The organism is Phormidesmis sp. 146-12 (assembly GCF_052939495.1).
Map to the genome: position 1 here is coordinate 41,349 of NZ_JBJPHS010000007.1, position 20,594 is coordinate 61,942.

Below are 20,594 nucleotides of genomic sequence, written 5' to 3' on the forward strand. Positions count from 1 at the left end.
ACCCCAGTGCAACCTACCAAATCTGAGGAGACCGAACCCGAAATGAAGACTACCTGACTGCTTCATCCCTCATCCTTCATCGCAAGCGGATTACCCCAAAAGGGGAACAGATCATCAAAGTTCTCCCTCATCCCTACTAAAGCGCTCTCCCTTCTGCCGTATCTCGAATCAAAGGCAATCGTTGTTGAATGTAAGAATTGAGATAAACGGCGGCTTGATCGTCGATCGGCTGCTGATCTGTAAATTGGTTGAGCAACAACTGCACCAGAGCCGAGTCTTCAAACTGAAGCAGGATGGTGGTTTGGGTCGATTCGATCAGTGTCCACAGACGACGAATCATGGTTGGAGTCAGCATAGATTCTGTATCTCTTAAGATTTTCTTTATATTTACACAGTTTTTCAGTTTGTGGTGAGTTTTGACACAACATTCACGGATCAATACAGAACGACACGATCACGAGAGCAGCGGCTTCAACGCTTACAACGTCTGCATTTCATGGCTTTCGCGATTCACTGATTCAATCCAATAAATCCCAGACTTGTCAACCGCTAAAGAGAGAAATCTCAGCAAGTCTAGTAAGAGATTTTGGACGCTGAACTTTAGACCTTGAACTCTAGATTTTGGAAAAAGTAGTTTTAGAGGCCTTTAATTTTCGGTGCCTCGGTCTTCTGTCAAAGGTTCAACGCCTAAAGCTCTTCCGCAGATTTTTCGTAGAATTTGCACTGTTCGCACAGCCCAGCGGGATTAACTGCACAGCGAATCAGTTCAGAATGGGCGTTAAACCGACAGGTAGCATCTCCCAACACCCAACGCCCCTCAAATAAAGTTCGTTCACTCGGACGTTGAACCACCTGCACATACAGCGCAACTTTGTGAAGATGATAGCGCCCTGCCTTAAGCTGATAGCGATGATGGCGCTCTAAGACTGCGTAAGTTTCGCCCTCCACATCGAGATAGGCTCCTGGTTGAGGTGACCAATCCAATTGCAGCATCTTGATCGTGCGAAGCGGATGCGTCAAAATCAACTCCGTCGGCAGTGAGGGTTGCTCCATAGGGATAGAGGTGTTGTGGCTGACATCAAAGCTTCTTGATGGTATCGCGATCGTTCCCAAGATGACTTTGAGTTTAGATTCTGCACAGAATTAGTGAGGGGTGAGGGGTGAGGCGTAAAAAGCATCCACAAACCCCACTAACAAACCCCACTTTTTTCCTCACTTTTGCGCTACCGTCTCCCATGCCACGGGTTGACCTGCAAGACACCACTGGGTTTGAAGACAACTTTAAACGAAGCCAGCGATTCAGAAGGAGTCGCGTTTGGATCAGCTGGCTTGCTCAGTTGTGGAAGAGGCGTAGCTTTGGTGTTGTCGTTGGCGAGTTGGCTGTCAGGCTCATAGTCAGCGATCGTGCCATCTGCTTTGACCCTGACACGAAACACCAAATCTTTTTCAAACGAAGGCGTTCCCTTCCAGTTTTGGTCGATCTGGTCGTACAGTTTGGGCTGCAAGTTCTCAAGCTGAGACTTTTCTGTAATCTCTACAGGTGATCCCGAAACAGCACTCACCGCTGCCTCCGGACTGGGCAATGCCTCCGGACTGGGAGAAGCCGCCACCTGCGGGCTGGGTGATGTTTCAGGAGCAGGCGAAGTGCTGACAGAAGCCCCTTCCCAGGGAGTCACTTCTAGCTTGCCTTGGGGCGTAAAGATTACTTTGAACTGAGCGATCGGGTCTTGAGACGGCACACTTCCCCCGACTGGCAGGTAGAGCAAATCCAATAGGGGCGTTTGTTTTACCTGGTCGAGTGCGGCTTGATTGTCGGGTTTGTAGCCCACGATCGCGCCATCTTTACCCACGCCGACTCGATAGACCAAATTTTCTGTAAAGGTTGGAGTTGCCTTCCATTTGCTGCTGATTTGATCAGTGAGCTTTTGTCTCAAAGCATCCAACTCTTGAGGGTCGGTGATCGCAGGAGCCGCGTTCAAGGCAGTTTCTAACTGAGCCAGGTCGGGCGAGGCAGTGGCGATCGGGCTAGAAGTCGGACTGGCCGTTGGGCTGGATGTTGGGCTGGGGCTGACCGCAGGACTGGCCGTTGGATTGGGCGAGGCGGTCGAAGTCGGGCATTCTCCAGCCGTCAAGCAGGCGGGTTTGTTGACTCTGGGCATGGGCAACGCGAGAAAAGCGATCGCCGCCAGCGCTAATCCAGACACTCCGATCGCCGCTGGAACAGCCTGCTTGGACACAGATTCACGAGACCCGGCATACTTTTTGGGCACTGGGGCCAGATTGAGCGACCAGAACGGTAAGGTTTGGGTATCAGCCACAAACTGGTCGATCGCTTCTACCAGATCAAAGAGTTGAACGGTATTGATATCAACCGCTTGAGCAGAAGTCGTTTTGTGGTCGGCGCTGGGTTCTACACTGATGCGGTGATGGGTGCGGTTGATCCGCTCTAACTTCACAAACGAAGGCTTATCGCTGTAGGTGTGGCGCGGCAAATGGACTCCACTCAAAAATTCTTGAGCATACAAGCTCACCGCCGTCACCAAACTTTCAAAAAACTCACGCCCTCCGCTCAAAGGCTTTTCTTGACCTGGGAGATGGCATTCTGCATTGATCAGCAGAGACATCACGGGACGAAACTCAGTTTGAGCCGCTGCTGCATCAGACAACCCCTCCAAAACCAGGATGCAATTGGGCAAACTGTACTGGCGCTGGATGGTCATGACACTTCTCCGTCAAACAAGCTGATCCACAAACGCTGTATTCCTGACGTTCCGGTGCAAAACAGCAGTTGTCCGAGCAATTCGAGCGCCAGTTCATTCAGCGTTTCGTCAGAACTGTACGCCATCACGCCCGCCCGCCGCGAATTCATTCGGCTGCGAAAATGGGCGCGGAAGCGTTCTAAATACTCAGCCAGTCGGAAATGATGATCAGGAGAAAGCTGTTTGTCGCTGAGTTGCTGATAAGCGAGGAGCAATTGGCGAATCAAAACCGTCAGCCGCCGGGCCAGAGAGCAGGTAATCACCACCAGGGCTTTTGCTTCTAGTAAGGTCAAAGGTCGGCGCTGGCTGTAGCGTCTAAAGGGGTTGGTGCTGCGTAATCTCCAGAGAACTACCCGATTTTTGATCACGCTCCGAAGATCTAGATCGGCGGCAACCGCCAAAATTGCTTCTGAGCCACCCAGATCTAACGCCTCGATCGCCAGCAGCAGCAGATCGATCTGTAACCGAGTCCGCCGGGGACAAACACCCTCTGAGACGGGCGGATCGGGCAAACTGTCTAAAATTAGCGGAGTTGTCGGGGCGGATGGACTATTCAACTGCATTACGCTCACGGAAACACTCATTCCAATTGCGAGTAGGGGGTCTGTCGAAGGCGATCGGAAAACAAAAGTCGTCAATCTGGATACAGATTAATTTCTCAAAGTTCCTGTTTCCAGGCTGGGCAATTTGGCTCAACAATTAACCCTAGTGGCTCAACATCCAGAAGCATTCTACCGAAATCAGGATCTCAGGTGAAAAATCCTGGAAATTAACGAGAATCCTTGCCATTTGTTAGTCAACAATTTAAGAAGGAGCCTGCGCCCATGCCAATTTAGCAGCAGAAACGTTAAAATTCCGAACTATATTGCAGAGTGCCTCGTTTAGAAGAACATCTAACCCACGTTTAAGGGATTAGAACGTCCAACATTCAATTCTAAGGTTTCTTTGAAAATACGTGTAAAAAATATTCAGAGATAGGTGGATTCATTTACTCATTCCCGATTGATCGGTGCAGCAGAGATGGGAGAATAGAAAAATTGGGTCGAATAGGGACGTAGCTCACTTCGTACCTACAGCCAAGTTGATAGGAAATAGGGAAATGCTCAAACGATTCGTCGCGGTATTGCTGGTGGTCTTTAGTCTCGGTTTGCAGGGCTGTGTGTCGGGAGTCGGAGGCTTAAAAAGCTTTGCAGACAGTACGGATGGCTATCGGTTTTTGTACCCCAACGGTTGGTCGCAGGTGCAGGTTGCCAACGGCCCGGATGTGGTGTTTCACGATATTATCCAGCCGACGGAGAATGTCAGCGTTGTGATCAATCCTACGCAGGGTCAGAAAAAACTGACGGATCTAGGGACTCCGAGTGAAGTGGGCTATCGATTGGGCAAGAGCGCGATCGCTCCTCCCGATTCTGGACGCACCGCCGAACTGGTCAATGCTGAGGAGCGCGAGGTAGGGGACAAGCTCTATTATTTACTGGAATATGTGGTGAAACTGCCCAACAATCAAGAGCGGCACAATCTAGCCAGCGCCACCGTTTATCGCGGTAAACTTTACACCTTCAACGCTTCGACTCCAGAAGATCGCTGGGGCAGAATGAAGGATCTTTTGCAATTGGCTGTCAAATCTTTTTCGGTCGATTAGTTCTGGCTTAGGTGAGCTAAATTGTCTAATCAGTGGTTGCTGATCCAATTTTCTTCATGACACCTTCTCTCTTTGTTTTGGCCTCTGCTTCGCCGGCCCGTAGACGGCTCCTAAAAATGGTGGGCATTGATGCGATCGGTCATCCCAGCAATTTTGATGAGTCTCAGATTCAGTCCAATGATCCGGCTGAGTTGGTCAAAATCCTGGCAGAGCAGAAGGCGGCAACTTCCATGCAGTCGCTCTGGGAGCAGCGAGGAGAATTGCAGTTAGCTGGGCTGGGACGGCTGTTTTCTCGCACACCGGGTGTGATTTTGGGATGCGATTCAGTTCTATCGATCAAGGGAGAAATTCATGGCAAGCCTGCTGACCCTGCTGAGGCGATCGCCCGTTGGAAACTGATGCGCGGTCAGATGGGAGAACTCTACACAGGTCATGCGCTGTTTTCGACCTACTCAGAACAGGGATTGCTGATGCCCCCTACGCCGATCGTGCGCGCTCAAATGACGCGGGTGTTTTTTGCGGATGTGAGCGATCGTCAAATCGCCGCCTATGTCGCTACCGGGGAACCGCTCAGTTGTGCTGGATGTTTTGCACTAGAAGGGAAGGGAAGTCTGTTTATCGAAAAAATTGAGGGTTGTCATACAAATGTCATTGGGTTGAGTATGCCGCTTCTTAGACAAATGCTGGCAGAATTGGGGCATGACGTAACGGACTTTTGGGCATCTTGAGTTTTGAAGACCTTAAGTTTAAGGATCTTAAGTTTAAAGATTTCACTAGTTCCTCGAATCAATACTTAGACTGGTAGCAATTCAGAATCCTGGTATGACCCAACCGTGACCGCGATGAACCGTCCGCCCGCTAGTTTCTCTAACTTTCGCTCTGATGTATTACACAACACATACTTAGGGCAGATCTGTGGTTCTCAACAGTTGTTTCGCGATCGCTATGAGATTCACAAGATTTTGGGCAGAGGCGGGTTTGGCGTAACGTTTTTGGCGCGCGATCGCAAACTGCCAGCCCAACCCTGGTGTGTGATCAAGCAACTGTGCCCCAAAGTCCAAGATCCTGCTTCTCTCAAAAAGGCTCGCCAACGGTTTGAGCAGGAGGCCAAAACCCTCAGTAAGCTGGGTTGTCATTCTCAAATTCCGCAACTGCTGGACTACTTTGAGGTGAATGGCGAGTTTTATCTAGTGCAGGAATATATTCGCGGCAGCACATTGAATAAAGAAGTGCGGCGATCGGGCTTATTTTCAGAAGCAGAAGTCAAAGATTTTTTGGTGGAGTTTTTGCCGCTGTTGCAGTACGTTCACAAAAATCGCGTCATTCATCGAGACATCAAGCCGCCCAATCTGCTGCGCTGTGAAGACGACGGACGGCTGGTATTAATCGATTTTGGAGCGGTCAAAGAACGGATTATTGGCATTGAGCAGTCCAGCGTTCGCACTTCAACTCAGTTTGTGGGTACGGTTGGGTTTGCGCCGCCAGAGCAGTTGTCGATGCGTCCTTTGTTTGCCAGCGATGTGTATGCGTTGGGCATGACCTGTCTCTATTTGTTGACGGGCAAGGCTCCTCTGGAGTTTGAGTACGAATTTACAACGGGTGAGGTGAAGTGGCGCGGTCTGGTGCGAGTCAGCGACCATTTTGCAAAAGTTTTGGACAAGATGCTGAGGATTTCTCCTCGCGATCGCTACCAATCTGCCGAAGAAGTGCTGCGATCGATCGAACTAGAACCCTATCTCGATCATCTTTTGCCCTGCATGACGAGTCAGCCTCGCTCCTCCAGTGGTCTGCCATCGACCAACAATCAGGGCTACATTCCCCCTTTGATTCGGACGGCGATCGCGATTCGCGAGTGGCAAGAGCGTTTGCAAGCGAGACGAGAACTCCAGGCGGCGATCGAGCAGTTGTCTTCGGAAGGGTGATTGCAGGGGTTTGTCGGGTAGGGCGATTGCGCTTTCAATGCATTCACATTGTTTCAAACTTCTGCGATCGCACACTTTACGACTTTTTTGCGGTTTTGGAGCGGCGCGATCGGGGTTTTGGCTCCGATTTGGCGGGCTGTTCAGACTGCGCTTCAGAATTCACCGAGACAGAGGGCGTTTCTCGAAGTGTGGCGGCTTGAGCCAAGAGCGATTCTGCAAACGCATAAGCTGCCCCATCCGTGGAGCCATTGTGGTCACCGTTAGACTGTCCGCCCGCCAATTGAGCCAATTCTTGCTGACGCTGCTGGCGATCGAGTTGATTTACCCTGACCACCGTTCGCACCTCTGAAGTGGTAGCCAAAGGTTCAGACATCGAATCAGCACTCGACCCATTCTGCGCTGCTTTTTTCTGTTTTTTGGTTCCCGTTCCCGAATGCCCGTTGCCCAGATCGATCACCTGCTTGTCTACATGAAAGTGCTGGTCGGCCATCGCCGCAACGATCGGCTGGTGAGTCACACAGAGCACTTGATGGTGACGGCTGAGTTGATGGAGTTTTTCGGCGATCGCTTGGGCTACTCGTCCCGAAACGCCGACATCAATTTCGTCAAAAACCAGCGTGCCCACCGATTCGACTTGAGAAAAGCAGGCCTGTAGCGCCAAAAGAAAGCGACTCATCTCACCGCCAGAAGCGGTCTCCGTCAAAGGTTGCAACGGTTCGCCGGGGTTGGGGCTAAACAGATAGGTGATGCGATCGGCTCCTCCGGGTGTGGGAGCGATCGACGTAATGCCGACTTGAAACTGCACTTTCTCCATTGCGAGAGGTTTGAGTTCGGCGATCAGGCGATTTTCGAGATCTTGGGCGGCCGTCTGTCGCAGTTGGGTGAGTTTCTCGCAGGTTTGAGTCAGGTCAGCTTTGCGCGCTTCGGCTGTTTTTTCCAGATCTTCGAGCGATTGTCCGGCTCCGGTGATCTCTTCGAGTTCGGTTTGGAGAGACTGCTGAAGGGCGATCGCTTCCCCCAAGGTCGGGCCGTATTTTCGGCAAATTTGTTTGAGTTCGATGATGCGCTCTTCGACTTCTTGTAAACGTTGAGGATCGGTTTCTAAATCGTCTCCGTAGGCGTTGATTTCTTGCCCTGCTTCTTGCACTTGAGCCAGCGCCGACGTGACTAGTTCCAAAATCGGCCGAAGCTGTTCGTCGTAGCGCAACATATCTGTCAGCAGCGATTCAGCCTTAGCCAACAGATCAGAACACGCCTTGTCTCCGGTTTCATTTTGATAGAGTGCCTGATACACCTGATAGCTTTGCTGCTGTAGCTCGACGCTGTGTCCAAGACGTTTGCGTTCTTGTTCAAGCTGCTCCAATTCATCAGGATCGCTCAAACTGGCTGCATTCAATTCACGAAGCTGATACTCAAATAAGTCAAGCTGTTGCAGGCGTTGCTGCTCGGACTGGCGACGTTTCTCTAGCGCTTGAGAGGCTTGCTGGTAGAGAGAATATGCCGCGCTAACTTTTTCTCGCTGTTTGAGCAAAGCGCTACCGCCAAAACTGTCTAGCCAATCGCGCTGTAATCCAGGCTGACCCAGTTGCACCGTTTGCCCTTGGGCGGTGATTTCAACCAGACGATCGCGCAGCGACTCCATTTGCTGTTTGTTGACGAGAATGCCATTCACCCGCGATCGATTGCGAGCGGGACTGGCCACAATTTCTCGACTACAGATTAGAGAATTGCCCTCGATCGGCTCAATTTGCTCTTTAGACAACCACGCTTCAAGACTGGGATCAAGCTGAAATGTGGCTTCGATCGCCGCCCGGTCTGCCCCAGTACGCACGGCTCGACTGGTAACTTTGCCACCAAGGGCTGCGTCGATCGCGTCTAAAATAATCGATTTTCCTGCACCCGTCTCCCCAGTCAAAACGTGCAAGCCTGAACCAAACTCCAGTTCTAGCTGGTCAATCAACGCAAAATTTTCGATCCGCAAAGACAGCAACATGGGCAACTTTCAGGCTGAGGGCAAACCGTCGATCGATCCAATGGTTGATCCATCCGAATCTAACAAGCGATTTTTGTCTGTGAAAAGCTTTTCTAGAGCAATTTGGGCCGTGCAGGCACCTAACTTTATGTTAACTGTCACCGAACGTCTGAAGACTTCTTTTTAGTGCGGCTGATAGTAAATTTGTCCTAAACCCAGGGAAGAGGACGTTTCAGGCTTTTTGAAGAGGGAGAATCTCGCGATCGACGCTAACTTGAGAAAAGTTGAATCCCGACAGGGCAGTTTTCCTGATCAGATCGTTCGGAAATCCAGAAGGCTCAATTGCTTTCGGATTCGTGAAGAAATGATTAACTGGAATTAGGAGAATGTTCCTCTAGAGTTGTTACAATACTTCACATTAAGGCTTATCTGGTTTCCACTCATGAATGTCACGAACGTCAAGCCTGCTTCTGCTGAACCCGCGATCGCTCCCTCTTATGGTGCTGATTTTGAATCAAGCTTGCCGATCGTCTTGACTCAAGAGGAACTTAGACCGACGTTGGCTCAATTGCCAGCTTTGCAGTATGACCCAGACGTGATTGCGGCTGAATATCGCCAGCGTCCTTTGAGCGTCTGGGGTCGAGCGCTGAGTATCTTTTTGCCGTTTCTAGTGTTTGGTCTGCGGTTGTGGGTCGATCGCTTCACAGGCAATCAAAATAATCAGCAAAAGCAAGCGGTTCACCTGAGAGAAATGCTGACTCGATTGGGGCCAGCTTTCATCAAAATTGGACAAGCGCTGTCTACTCGCCCCGACCTGGTGCCCCCTGATTATCTAGAAGAACTCACCAAGCTACAGGATCAGTTGCCTCCCTTTCCCAACGAGATTGCCTTTCAGTTTATTGAGGAAGAATTGGGCGATCGTCCTGAAGTGATCTACGCAGAATTGAGCGCGTTGCCGATCGCCGCCGCTTCTTTAGGACAGGTTTATAAAGGCAAACTCAAGACTGGGGAAACCGTTGCGGTTAAAGTTCAGCGCCCCGGACTGGCCCAAAATATCGCACTGGATATGTACATCCTTAGAGGATTGGCGGTCTGGGCGATGAAAAATATTAAGCGTGTCAAAAGTGATCTTGTAGCCATCACCGACGAGCTTGCGACCCGCATCTTTGAAGAACTGGACTACACCCAGGAAGGCCGCAACGCCGAGCGGTTTGCTGAACTCTATGGGCACATGCCAGAAATCTACGTTCCTCAAATCTATTGGCAGTACACGGGTCGGCGCGTTTTGACAATGGAGTGGATCACTGGAACCAAGCTCACTCAATTAGACGAAATCAAAGCGCAGGGCATCGATCCCACTCACTTAATCGATTTAGGAGTCCAGTGCTCGCTGCGGCAGTTATTAGAAAGTGGGTTTTTTCATGCCGATCCCCATCCAGGCAACCTGTTAGCGATGGCTGACGGACGACTCGCCTACCTGGATTTTGGCATGATGAGCGAAATTAAGCCTTATCAACGGTATGGATTAATCGAAGCGATCGTTCACTTGGTCAATCGAGACTTTGAAGGTCTGGCCAGAGACTATGTAAATTTAGAGTTTCTCTCGCCGACGACTGATCTGAGTCCGATCATTCCCGCCCTGGCTGAAGTCTTTAATGATGCGTTGGGGGCAAGCGTTGCCGAAATCAACATCAAAAGCATTACTGATAAGCTGTCTGGTCTGATGTATGACTATCCGTTTCAGGTTCCGGCATTTTTTGCGCTGATTATTCGATCGCTCGTCACCCTGGAAGGCATTGCGATTAAAGTTGATCCCGATTTCAAAGTTCTGAGCAAAGCCTATCCCTACGTGGCCAAGCGCTTGCTGACCGATCCGGCTCCCGAACTGCGGCTCTCTCTGCGCGATCTGTTGTTCAAAGACGGTAGCTTTCGCTGGAATCGATTAGAAAACCTGCTGAAGAACGCCCGCAGCAACCAGGATTATGATCTGGATCTGGCAATCAACCAGGCGGCTGACTTCTTATTTTCTGAGCGAGGCGACTTTATTCGCAACAATCTAGTCAATGAGATTATCAAGGGACTGGATACGATCGGGCAAACCGTGTGGCACAACTTAACCTACGGTCTGCGGGAGCGCGTTGGACTGACCGTGGAGCGTCCTGCCATTCCTTCCGAAAATCAGCAAACCCTCGATCATCTCAAGCGCGTCTGGAATATCTTGCAGGAAACGCGCGGATTTGACCAGAACAAAGTGCTTTTATTAGTGCCTCGACTATTAGCCAGACCCGAAACTCAGAAAATGGGACAACAGGTTGTGGGTGGACTTGCTCAGAGAGTGGCTGTTCGGCTTCTCCGCGAGTTCTTATTAGCGAACCAGCCAGATGTTCATAACGGTCACCCAATGCCCTTACCTGCATTGCCTGCCGCGAAAGGTTAGGCGTTTCTCCACTGAAAGCAAGTTGCTTGGTGTCGGCTTCAATTAACCTACAGTAGGGGTAGCGCTTCTGTGGCTGCCCTTATTTTTTAGGTGAATCGGACTCTGGAGGCGGGTTGATCGGATCAGAAGAACGATCGAGTTCTTGTTTTTTGGACTCTAGCTCTTGGGCCAAAGACTCAAGTTCCTGTTTTTTGGACTCTAGCTCTTGGGACAAAGACTCAAACTGCTTCTTTTCGCGCTTCAGATCTTCTTCGAGGGATTGAATTTGTTCTCGGCGGGCTTCAAGTTCTAGGGCGCGGCGATCGAGTTCTTGACTTTGAAGGGTGAGAGATTGTCTCCATTGCTCGGCGCGTTCGGTTTCTTGATGCAAAAATGCGGGTGTAACCCCGTTAATCAAAAACTTTTGTACGAGATCGACCACCCAGTCCTTAGCATTTTGGATGCTGAGAACCTGTTGAGTATTAGACAGCTCGACCAGAACGAGCATATTTTCGCTGTAGACGTTTGCTTCTGATGCCAGGATTACTTCTTCTTCAGCATTAACGACCCAGATATTTTCAGACTTCTGAGTTGCCAGCAAGTGTAAACCTGCCTTACCTAAATAGCCTTTTTTTTGAACTTGAGCCAAGTGCAGCATTACTTGTTCTCTCTACTTGTCTCTGTTGGGAACCACAATAAGAGTATGTCTCCGCCTCTGCAATGGAGGGTCAACCAGTTGCAAAGCTGTCTGTCTAGAATTTTATACCTTGGTAACGAAATAAAAAGTCGATCTGCCTCTAGATTACATTCTCAAGAGTCTTGTGTCGCAAGGCAGCAGTCGAAAGACAGAGAACAGCCAGGTCAAGTGGCGATCGCGCTATGCAAAATAGTATAACGCCACTCTAGACCGTCTGCTGTCATAGAAACTTGTCAGCCACAGCTTCAGAATGCCCTGAATAAAGGTCAGTTCGACACGGTTTTTCGCTTTGCTGTTGAGTGCTTCTACGCTGCAACTCCCTGATTCTGGAAGCTTCGGGATGACAAAGGCGAAAAATTTCATCAAATTGAAATCTCTTTATTCGAGCCGATCGAGTTTTGCCCGTAGAATCTCCGCTTGCTTTTGGGCTTCGGCTAGAGCGTCTCGCGCAGCTTGCACGACTTCAGGAGGAGCTTTGTCTACAAATTTAGAATTGCTCAATCTCGCAGACAGTGCCTGAGTCTCGGCTTCCACTTTGTTGAGATCTTTCTCAGTTTTGGCCCGCATTGCCACGAGATCTACTAAACCTGCCAGCGGAATTGAGACTTGTACCGTTCCGACAACGCCAACGATCGTTTGCTCTGACTCCCCATCCACTGGAGAGGGTGCAATTTGGATCACTTGAGGCAGAGGGGACAGAGATTCTCCAACAATTTCGGTTTTAAGCTGTTGAATTTGGCGTGATAAGTGCTGACGATCGCTCCGACTCAGCAAGTTTCTCCGCGCAAACCAAACGCTGTAGGCGATCCCGACCAATTCAGTGAAAGTGGGTAACAGCGGAACTTGATGAATGCCTTCGACAATGCCGCCCAGGAGTTTGAGGGTGATCAGGGTCAGGAGAATGAGTCCGATCGTCGAGAGAAACCGCCGATTTGTTTGAAGGAAGGACTCAACGCCTGTAAAAATCGTCTCCTCAGATTCAGAAACCTGCATTGTCTGAGTCTGAGTCTGAGTCAGAACATCGGGCTGGTTGACAGTCAGCGTCTTGACTTTACACAGGTCTTGAATGTAGGACTGACCCGCGATTAGAATCTGCTTTTCTGACGGACTCTCGGTTTGCAAAAAGGCATCGATTTTGGCTCCGGGCTTGATGTCTGCCTCGGCTCGCAGATTGCGAATTGTGCGAATCGTGCCAATGAGGAGATCAAACTGCTGCTCTAGAGAAGCGTCAATCCGGACGGGATCGGGCACTGGATAAGACTGGAGAGCAAGGGCTTTTCCCGACGATTCCTCAGTTTGAGTCAGGGTGTGCCAGATTTCCTCGGTGATGTGCGGCATGAAGGGGTGCAGCAGTTTCAAAATGCCTTCTAAAACCTGGGCGATCGTTTGTTGGGCAACCCTGCGAGAAGTCGCGTTCTCACTTTGAAATCGAGGTTTGACGAGTTCGATATACCAGTCGCAAAAATCGCCCCAAATGAATTCATACAGCAGTTTGGCTGACTCGCCCAAGCCGTAGTTGTCGAGATTGTCTCGAATCTGTTGAGAAACTTGGTTAAAGCGCGAGAGAATCCAGCGATCGCTCAGTTCTAATTGGTCGAAATCTGGTAGCCCTAACTGTTCTGGCGATTTGCCGTCCAGATTCATCAAAACAAACCGCGAGGCGTTCCACAATTTGTTGGTGAAGTTGCGTGACGCTTCAACAGAAGCCGACTCATCCGTTTTGCGGTTGTATTCTAATCGAATGTCCTGCCCTGCTCCGGTGACTTCGCGAATCAGCGTGTAGCGCAGCGCATCTGTCCCATACTTGTCGATCAAAATCAGGGGATCGATGCCATTGTTGGCAGATTTAGACATCTTTTTGTTGTTTTCATCCCGCACCAGCCCGTGAATGTAAACCGTTTGGAAGGGCATTTTGTCTGTGAAGTGTTTGGCCATCATTGTCATCCGGGCGACCCAGAAGAAAATAATGTCAAAGCCTGTGACCAGCGTGGTAGTGGGATAGTAGCGATCGAAATCAGCCGTCTCTTGCGGCCAGCCCAGCGTCGAGAAGGGCCACAAACCAGCAGAAAACCAGGTATCCAACACGTCAGGATCTTGCTCTAACTGAACGGTTTCACCAAATAGCGCGATCGCTTTCTTTCTAGCCTCTGTTTTATCTCGCGCCACCATAAACGGGGTTTCATCGGTGATCACTCCGCCCGTTTCACTCACGGCATACCACGCGGGGATCTGATGCCCCCACCACAGTTGGCGAGAGATGCACCAGTCTTTCAGGCTGACCAACCAGTCTCGGTAAACTTTTGTCCAGCGATCGGGCACAAATCGCGGTGAAGATTGCTGATCCAAATCAGCTAAAGCCCGTTCTGCAAGGGGACGAATTTTGACAAACCATTGGGTCGAAAGCAGCGGCTCTATCGGAACTTTGCCACGATCGCTATAGGGAACCGTGTGCTTGTAATCCTCAATTTTGACCAACAGACCTTCTGCGTCGAGCCGCTTGACCACATTTTTGCGGGCGACGAAGCGATCCTGCCCCTGAAACTCTCCAGCGTTTTCGTTGAGCGTGCCGTCTTTGTTCAAAATGTTGATGAACTGCAAATTGTTGCGCTTGCCCATCTCAAAATCGTTGGGATCGTGGGCCGGAGTCACTTTCACGCAGCCCGTTCCAAAGCTGGGATCGACAAATTCATCGCCAATGATCGGAATTTCTCGATACACCAAAGGCAAAATCAGCGTTTGACCGATTAAATGTTTGTAGCGATCGTCCTGCGGATTAACGGACACTGCGGTATCGCCCAACATCGTCTCCGGTCGGGTTGTCGCCACTTCGACATAGCCATCCCCATCCAAAAGCGGATACCTGAAATGCCAGAGATGACCGTTGACCTCTTGGTTTTCGACTTCGAGATCAGAAACAGCAGACTGACTCGCTGGGCACCAGTTGACCAAATATTTGCCCCGATAGATCAGCTTTTCTTCATAGAGCATAGCGAAAGCATCCAGCACCGCTTTTGATAGCCCTTCGTCCAGTGTGAATCGTTCGCGTGACCAATCGACCGAAACGCCCAGTCGCCGCAGTTGGTTGACGATCGTTCCCCCAGATTCGGCTTTCCACTTCCAAGCGCGATCTAGAAAAGCGTCTCGCCCCAAATCTTGCCGCGTCTTGCCTTCTGCCTTAAGCTGCCGCTCTAAAATCGTTTGCACTGCAATACTGGCGTGATCCGTTCCTGGAAGCCAGAGTGTGTTGCGTCCGATCATGCGGTGATAGCGTACCAACACATCGATCAGCGAACTTTCAAAAGCGTGACCCATGTGCAAGCTACCCGTGACGTTGGGCGGCGGGATCACGACACAGTAAGGCTCACCGGATGCGTTGGGGTCAGCTTTAAAGACTTGATGTTCTTCCCAAAATTTCTGCCACTTGGCATCGGCACTGGCGGGATCGTACTGGCTGGACAGCATGGGAGGCGTTGCGGTCATGGAAGGACTGGGGGCGTTTTTGCGTATTTAGCCATGATAAACCGGGAGGAGGCAAAGGGCGTGAGGTGAGGGTTAGTTTGCGGTTCCTGATTTGGTCTATTTTGTAGATTATTTTGGAAACTGGTTGGCACAGAGAATTTCGATCGCTTGATCTCCCGAAATTAGACGCTTGAGAACGACTTGACCGATCGCGTTTTCTGGAGTCACGGTCACCGCAACCGGAGTTGGCTTGACTTCGACCATAAGAACAGCATCTTCAACGCGGTAAAGCCAGAGTTTTTCGTTGTTTTCCCAGATGCATACGGTCATTTGCTCGATTTGGGGCTTGCGTCTCCAGGCGATTTCGTTCCAAAGTCCGCCAAGTTCCCAGACGCGACCGACTTCCCACCCCTCCGAAAGGAAAAAATACTTCATGCAGATTGCGTCAACAGGCTGATAATTTGCTGTTCACCTTAGCGTGAAATGTCTGACCTCTCAGCAGATTGCACCAAATTTCGTAATGAGTCGGCGAGTCTGAAAGTTGTTTGTAAAGAGAATGTAAAAATACTCCCGATCGATTTGCGCTCTCCAACTTTCTAGTAGTCATCTTCAAAGTTCCTGCGATCGTTTTAATCAAGGGATGAGGTACAGGTCTTTCTGTGATGATGCGAGAAATTTATTCAGCAAGGCGACTCACTTTAATCCAGGCTTGCTGAAATCGCATCTATGGAGATAATGGTGTCTTGTCTTGCGCCATTGGTGAAGAATGCTGACCTGGTTGCCTAAAACAACAGAAATTCGGCGGTTTAAGTGGGTCATTCTCTTGGGAGTGATTTGCTTGAGCTTTGCGGTATGGCTGTTTGCTCAACCGGGAGTCAGTCAGGAAGTGGACGCGCTCAAACAGCAGCAGCAACAGATTGATCAACAGCGATCGTTGATTCAAAAAGAGCGCGATCGCTTACAAAAACTCGAACAGTCTGCCCAAACCAACCTCAAAGGACTTCGCAAAAATATTCAGGCGACGGCGGCTCAGATTCAACTCGGCGAAGCCAGACTCAACACGGCCACTCAGCAACTCAAAAAGCTAGAAGTTTCGCTAGAAGCGACCGAGAAGATTTATCGCACTCGCCAAAGTTCGACAATTTCTCGCCTTCAGTTTCTTCAGCGTCAGCAAGGAAGTCGCGGGTGGGCGGTATTGTTGCAAAGTCGCAATCTGAATGATTTTCTCGATCGCCGCTATCAACTCAAGCGGATCTTTCAAGCCGATCGCAAAATTCTCGCTAGCCTGAAGACGGATGCCGATCGCCTCGATCGCAAGCGTAGCCAGATCGAACAGCAAAAAAACGACATTGCTCTCCTGACTCAACAGCTACTCGCTCAAAAATCAGAATTTGAGGCACAGGCTGATTATCAAAAACAAGTTGTGGAGCGATTAAAGAGCGATCGCAGTGCCCTCGAAGCCGCCGAAGCGCAACTGGCTCAAGATTCTAAAAATATTGGTGAACTGATTCAAAAACGAGTCGCCGCAGCCCGTGCCAAAGACGGCATTGTAGTGCTGGGAACGGGCATGATGGGCTATCCCAGTGATGGCGAAATTACGAGCAGCTTTGGGTGGCGAGTGCACCCGATTTTGGGCTATCAGCGCTTTCATTCGGGGGTTGACTTTGGAGCGGACTATGGGAGTGTGATTCGAGCGGCCGATCGCGGAGTCGTGATTTTTGCGGGCTGGTACGGCGGCTATGGAAACGCAGTAATCATCGACCACGGCAACAATATCACCAGCCTTTATGGACACTCCAGCGAACTCTACGTCTCAGAAGGGCAGTCGGTCGAACGAGGACAGCCGATCGCCGCCATTGGCTCAACCGGACTCTCAACCGGGCCACATTTGCACTTTGAAGTCCGGCAAGCCGGAGAGCCTGTCGATCCGATGGCTTACTTTTAACCATTGCCCTCATCAAAATTGCGGAATGTTGAGTTTTTTGTAGAGATAGCGAGTTGCGATCGAAAGTTTTTACTTTCTGTCCACTTTGAGGATTAGAATGATGAGCCACTGACCGGAAGGCAGTTGTTTTAAAGGTGAATTCGATCCGAGTCTTTCGCTTCGCTAATCAGCACTTCTGCCCCCCAAGCTGCCAATTTTGGCGGACTTTCAGAAAAGATTTCTGGTTCAAAGTTCCTGGCTGGTGGGAATTTGGAGGCGTTCTCAGAGTCGCAAGCAAAGCGAAAGATGGAATTGAATTTGAAATTGAATTCTTGTCAAAAAAGGTGTGAGCGCAGATGGACTTTGTGACAATGACCAAAATTCACCACCATGAACGCGCAATTGAGACCGTCCCAGCAGAGTTTGAACACGCTGGGGAGCCTACTAATGGGCGCAGCAATCTTGTTTGCTTTGCCTGCCCAACCTCAAATGATCGTGCCTCAAGCTACCGCCGCCGCTAGAGTCAAACAGCGCGAACAGCAGGTACAGCAGATTCGTCCCGATCGCTACGACCTCACCCGCTACCCCGTCACCGACGCAAACGAACGCTACTGGCGCAATCTCCTCTGGTCAACTGCGATCACCGAACCTCAATCCGCCGTAGTTGACAAGACGATCGCTCAGATTCTCTCGCTCACGACTCGACGGGGACTTTCTAGCGCCCAAGCCAGAACGGTCGAAATGGCGATGCAGGTGGGCACTCAGCTTTATCTGAGCAATCCGACTCAGTACGAAAGCATCCAGCAGCAGTTTCAGCAAACCATTGAACGGAGCAGCAACGCAGAATGGGCGGCGATGTCGCTGTCAGCTTTGGCGCAGAGCGGTGCAGAGCGTGAACCTCGCAAACAGTGGAGCGATCGTCTTCAACAACGCTTTCCTCAATGGCGCAACAATCCGCATTTATTCACAACGCTGCAAGCGGCCAGTAGCCTCGATCGTCCCCGCACGACCCCGCCTCTCAAAGATTTGCTCAACTGGACGATCGCCCCTGGTCAGCTTCAGATGTATGTAATCTGTCGCCCCGATCGCGGTACGCTCTGCCAAACGGTTCTAAAAGATCGTCGCGGTCAGTTTGTGCGAGAAAAAGGGGAATTGTGGTCAGCGCCACTATTGACGCGATCGCTACATGGGTTAGCCAGCATCTTTACTCGTGGGCAAACGCCTCAAGGCATCTATCGCATCGAGGGCAGCATTCCTCAACCAGATACCGAATTTTTTAGAGCCTATGGCACCTTTCCGCTGGTCAATTTGTTTGTGCCGTCTGAGCCGGGAGTGAAAGCGTTCTTGCCCGATCGTCCCGGTCAGATTCGCGGATTGTCAGCCTATCGATCGCTTCTGCCTCCTTCGTGGCGCAATGATCTGGCGATGCAGCAAAGCTATTGGGCAGGGAGAGTGGGCCGCGGGCTATTTAGAATTCATGGCAGTGGAGAAGCACCCACTTTTTTTACCAACAACAGTCGCTATCCCGCAAGCGCTGGGTGGAATCCGACGATCGGCTGTCTCTCGGCTTTAGAGCTTTATGATCAGACCGGGCAACTTCAGCAGGCAGACATGCCCAAAATTTTGAATGTGCTCACAGCGACGGGTGGACGAAACTTTACAGGGTATTTAATCGTGGTAGAAGTTCCGGATTTAGCCAACAAACCCATTGCGATCGAGGAAATTGAGGCGATCGTAAATCCGTAAGTTTTGCTGAAATTCATCGAATCTTGTCAATCGGTTGCAAATTACGCCAATTTGCGGACTTGATCGAAAAGATTTGGGCGATGTGACCCATAGCACCTCAAAATCGCCCCAAAATCAGTTAGATCTAGCAGTGAAGTTGCTGAAACTGATTATGAACTTTTCTCGCTGGACAAAGTTTCTTCCTTTAAAACGCGGGCCGCTAAAATCCAGATGGAACCGATTCATTCTCATCAGCCTTCCGCTCTTTGTGCTGACGATCGCCCTCACCGTCTCATCGTCAAATCGGCTACTGGTGAATGGCATGTCTCAGGTGCCACTGTTCAACCTTGCCGGATTAAATCCTCTAGCTTCCAAAACATTCTCCCCGATTCTCTCTAGCTTTGACATTTCGCTGAAGTCTTTGTGTCGTCAAGGCAACTCGCTGGGCTATCAAGCGGCTACCGCGATCGGCGATCGTTCGATTCGCGATGCTAATTCGAGCGGCAGTTTAGAACCCCTTGCCCCCGGCTGGAAAGACAAGCTCTCGGCTCCTCCGTTTCCCCAAATTCACGGGCGGGCGCGTTTGGCAAAAGTTCCGGTGATGATGTATCACGACATCATTGCCGAAAAGCAAGTTTTCTTTGACGTTACGCCCGAAGAGTTTGAGTCTGCGTTGCAGTTGATTCAAAAAAATGGGCTGACTCCGATTAGTTTGGATCAGCTTGTCGAGCATTTAAAGACGGGAATCCCGCTGCCCAAGAAACCGATCGTTCTGACTTTTGACGACGGCTATCAGGGTCACTACAAATTTGTCTATCCGTTGTTAAAGAAGTATGGCTATCCGGCTGCGTTTGCGATCTACCCTGCCAAAGTCGGGACGACAAAGGGACGATCGAGTGTCACCTGGGAGCAACTGCGCGAAATGGTTGCCGACCCGTTGGTAACGATCGCTTCTCACAGCGTGACCCATCCTCTCGATTTGCGGGCGCTGTCTGATGAGCAACTCAAAAAAGAACTGGTCGAGTCAAAAAGTACGCTAGAGAAAGAACTGGGACAAGCGATCAAGTATTTTGTCTACCCATCGGGCAAAAATGACGATCGCGTGCAGCAAGGCATTCAGCAAGCTGGGTACGAAGCCGCCTGGACAATGAATGATGAAGAAACTCGGTTTTCAGAAGATTCAGAAAATTTGCTGACGATCGATCGTATTGGTCAGTCCGAGTTAGCTCAAGTCATCGAAAAAGCCGATGGTGGCCCGCCGCTCACCTTTTTGGGCAACAGCGCCCTCAACTTCTACGCCCCCGTGGAATTGACTCGCAAGACTTCTAGCCAAGTGCCGCTAATTTTTGCATCGGGTGGCAGACCGATCACGATTCACGCAGACAGCCGCTACCAGGTTTCTGAAATTATTGAGGGGACGAGTGCGATCGCGGCCGTCGATGGCGGATTTTTCTCACTCGAATCGGTGGATTCCAATATTATGATTGGCCCCGTTTTTAGCCAAAAGACAGGAAAATTTGTGCCAGGAAATCCCAAAGAACTGCCGTTGCTGAAAAACCGTCCCCTGGTCTTGATCAACGCCAACACGGTGAAGTTTATTCCCTTTGACCACACCCGTCACAACACACAAGCTGCGATGGAAGCCGAACTGCCTGGGTTGACCGATGCTTTTGTTGCGGCGGGTTGGTTGGTTAAAGACGGGCAGCCTCAAGACGCTCAATCCTTTGGCAAGCTATATGGATTTGATGCAGAACGCGATCGGGCCTTTTGGGGCGTAGATTGGGCCGATCGTCCTGTAGTGGGCGTTTCTGGCGATTATGTCAACTCGGTCAAATTTGGGGAAGCGCTGAGTCGGGCGGGTTTGCGAGATGCGATCATGCTTGATTCGGGGGCGAGTGCGTCTCTGGCTTACCAAGGCGAATCGATGATGGGCTACACGCCGCGTCCGGTGCCCCATGTCGTCGCGCTATTGCCCCCTGAGCCAGTCGAGACAGCTTGTGATGTGACCTCTCAAAAGCCTTGATTGCAGGTGAATTTGATCAAATCCTTCGCCGCGATTTTCTGTTCAAAAACGCCTC

Annotated in this window: 16 protein-coding genes; 8 read left to right on the top strand and 8 right to left on the bottom strand. The window is 50.5% G+C overall.

Annotated features, from left to right (window positions below):
- Nucleotides 1-136 precede the first annotated feature (136 nt).
- The 4 genes from ACKFKF_RS05060 to ACKFKF_RS05075 all read right to left on the bottom strand — a co-directional run bounded on the left by ACKFKF_RS05060 (nucleotide 137) and on the right by ACKFKF_RS05075 (nucleotide 3,343).
- Nucleotides 137-355 carry a hypothetical protein gene (locus tag ACKFKF_RS05060; RefSeq protein ID WP_446859014.1) on the bottom strand — a complete coding sequence of 73 codons (219 nt, stop codon included), beginning with the start codon at nucleotides 353-355 and terminating at the stop codon, nucleotides 137-139.
- Nucleotides 356-687: 332 nt separating this feature from the next.
- Nucleotides 688-1,053, bottom strand: a complete 366-nt coding sequence (locus ACKFKF_RS05065; RefSeq protein ID WP_446866693.1) for a DUF6464 family protein — start codon at nucleotides 1,051-1,053, stop codon at nucleotides 688-690.
- Between the two features lie 170 nt (nucleotides 1,054-1,223).
- Nucleotides 1,224-2,720, bottom strand: coding sequence for a DUF4335 domain-containing protein (locus tag ACKFKF_RS05070; protein ID WP_446866695.1), 1,497 nt, complete (start codon nucleotides 2,718-2,720; stop codon nucleotides 1,224-1,226).
- Nucleotides 2,717-3,343, bottom strand: coding sequence for a DUF3038 domain-containing protein (locus tag ACKFKF_RS05075; protein ID WP_446859011.1), 627 nt, complete (start codon nucleotides 3,341-3,343; stop codon nucleotides 2,717-2,719). The genes ACKFKF_RS05070 and ACKFKF_RS05075 overlap by 4 nt, the downstream gene beginning before the upstream one ends.
- Before the next feature lie 515 nt (nucleotides 3,344-3,858).
- Here ACKFKF_RS05075 and psbP point away from each other — a divergent pair.
- The 3 genes from psbP (at nucleotide 3,859) to ACKFKF_RS05090 (ending at nucleotide 6,323) form a co-directional block, all read left to right on the top strand.
- The gene (gene psbP / locus ACKFKF_RS05080; RefSeq protein WP_446866696.1) at nucleotides 3,859-4,401 is read left to right on the top strand and encodes a photosystem II reaction center PsbP; all 543 of its coding nucleotides are present in this window, start codon (nucleotides 3,859-3,861) and stop codon (nucleotides 4,399-4,401) included.
- 56 nt (nucleotides 4,402-4,457) lie between these two features.
- A complete protein-coding gene (locus tag ACKFKF_RS05085; RefSeq protein WP_446866697.1) occupies nucleotides 4,458-5,129 on the top strand; it encodes a nucleoside triphosphate pyrophosphatase in 672 nt (223 codons plus the stop codon).
- Between the two features lie 114 nt (nucleotides 5,130-5,243).
- The gene (locus ACKFKF_RS05090; RefSeq protein ID WP_446859008.1) at nucleotides 5,244-6,323 is read left to right on the top strand and encodes a protein kinase domain-containing protein; all 1,080 of its coding nucleotides are present in this window, start codon (nucleotides 5,244-5,246) and stop codon (nucleotides 6,321-6,323) included.
- A gap of 76 nt (nucleotides 6,324-6,399) precedes the next feature.
- Here ACKFKF_RS05090 and recN read toward each other — a convergent pair whose 3' ends face one another.
- Nucleotides 6,400-8,316 (bottom strand): DNA repair protein RecN, encoded by a 1,917-nt coding sequence (gene recN / locus ACKFKF_RS05095; RefSeq protein WP_446866698.1) that lies wholly within the window; start codon nucleotides 8,314-8,316, stop codon nucleotides 6,400-6,402.
- On the opposite strand from recN, the gene ACKFKF_RS05100 reads away from it, so the two are divergent.
- The gene (locus ACKFKF_RS05100; protein ID WP_446859006.1) at nucleotides 8,315-8,482 is read left to right on the top strand and encodes a hypothetical protein; all 168 of its coding nucleotides are present in this window, start codon (nucleotides 8,315-8,317) and stop codon (nucleotides 8,480-8,482) included. The two genes, recN and ACKFKF_RS05100, sit on opposite strands and share 2 nt — an antisense overlap.
- A gap of 255 nt (nucleotides 8,483-8,737) precedes the next feature.
- Nucleotides 8,738-10,732, top strand: coding sequence for an ABC1 kinase family protein (locus ACKFKF_RS05105; protein ID WP_446859005.1), 1,995 nt, complete (start codon nucleotides 8,738-8,740; stop codon nucleotides 10,730-10,732).
- A gap of 79 nt (nucleotides 10,733-10,811) precedes the next feature.
- On the opposite strand, the gene ACKFKF_RS05110 is transcribed toward ACKFKF_RS05105, so the two are convergent.
- From ACKFKF_RS05110 to ACKFKF_RS05120, 3 genes are all read right to left on the bottom strand, one after another.
- A complete protein-coding gene (locus ACKFKF_RS05110) occupies nucleotides 10,812-11,369 on the bottom strand; it encodes a hypothetical protein (RefSeq protein ID WP_446866699.1) in 558 nt (185 codons plus the stop codon).
- A gap of 417 nt (nucleotides 11,370-11,786) precedes the next feature.
- Nucleotides 11,787-14,888, bottom strand: a complete 3,102-nt coding sequence (locus ACKFKF_RS05115; RefSeq protein ID WP_446866700.1) for a valine--tRNA ligase — start codon at nucleotides 14,886-14,888, stop codon at nucleotides 11,787-11,789.
- Nucleotides 14,889-14,996: 108 nt separating this feature from the next.
- Nucleotides 14,997-15,302 carry a hypothetical protein gene (locus ACKFKF_RS05120; protein WP_446859002.1) on the bottom strand — a complete coding sequence of 102 codons (306 nt, stop codon included), beginning with the start codon at nucleotides 15,300-15,302 and terminating at the stop codon, nucleotides 14,997-14,999.
- 331 nt (nucleotides 15,303-15,633) lie between these two features.
- Here ACKFKF_RS05120 and ACKFKF_RS05125 point away from each other — a divergent pair, with 331 nt between their 5' ends.
- The 3 genes from ACKFKF_RS05125 to ACKFKF_RS05135 all read left to right on the top strand — a co-directional run bounded on the left by ACKFKF_RS05125 (nucleotide 15,634) and on the right by ACKFKF_RS05135 (nucleotide 20,539).
- Nucleotides 15,634-16,812 carry a murein hydrolase activator EnvC family protein gene (locus ACKFKF_RS05125; RefSeq protein ID WP_446866701.1) on the top strand — a complete coding sequence of 393 codons (1,179 nt, stop codon included), beginning with the start codon at nucleotides 15,634-15,636 and terminating at the stop codon, nucleotides 16,810-16,812.
- A gap of 369 nt (nucleotides 16,813-17,181) precedes the next feature.
- Entirely contained in the window at nucleotides 17,182-18,537 is a 1,356-nt protein-coding gene (locus ACKFKF_RS05130) for a hypothetical protein (RefSeq protein WP_446866702.1), read from the top strand.
- Between the two features lie 151 nt (nucleotides 18,538-18,688).
- Nucleotides 18,689-20,539, top strand: a complete 1,851-nt coding sequence (locus ACKFKF_RS05135; protein WP_446866703.1) for a polysaccharide deacetylase family protein — start codon at nucleotides 18,689-18,691, stop codon at nucleotides 20,537-20,539.
- Nucleotides 20,540-20,594 lie beyond the last annotated feature (55 nt).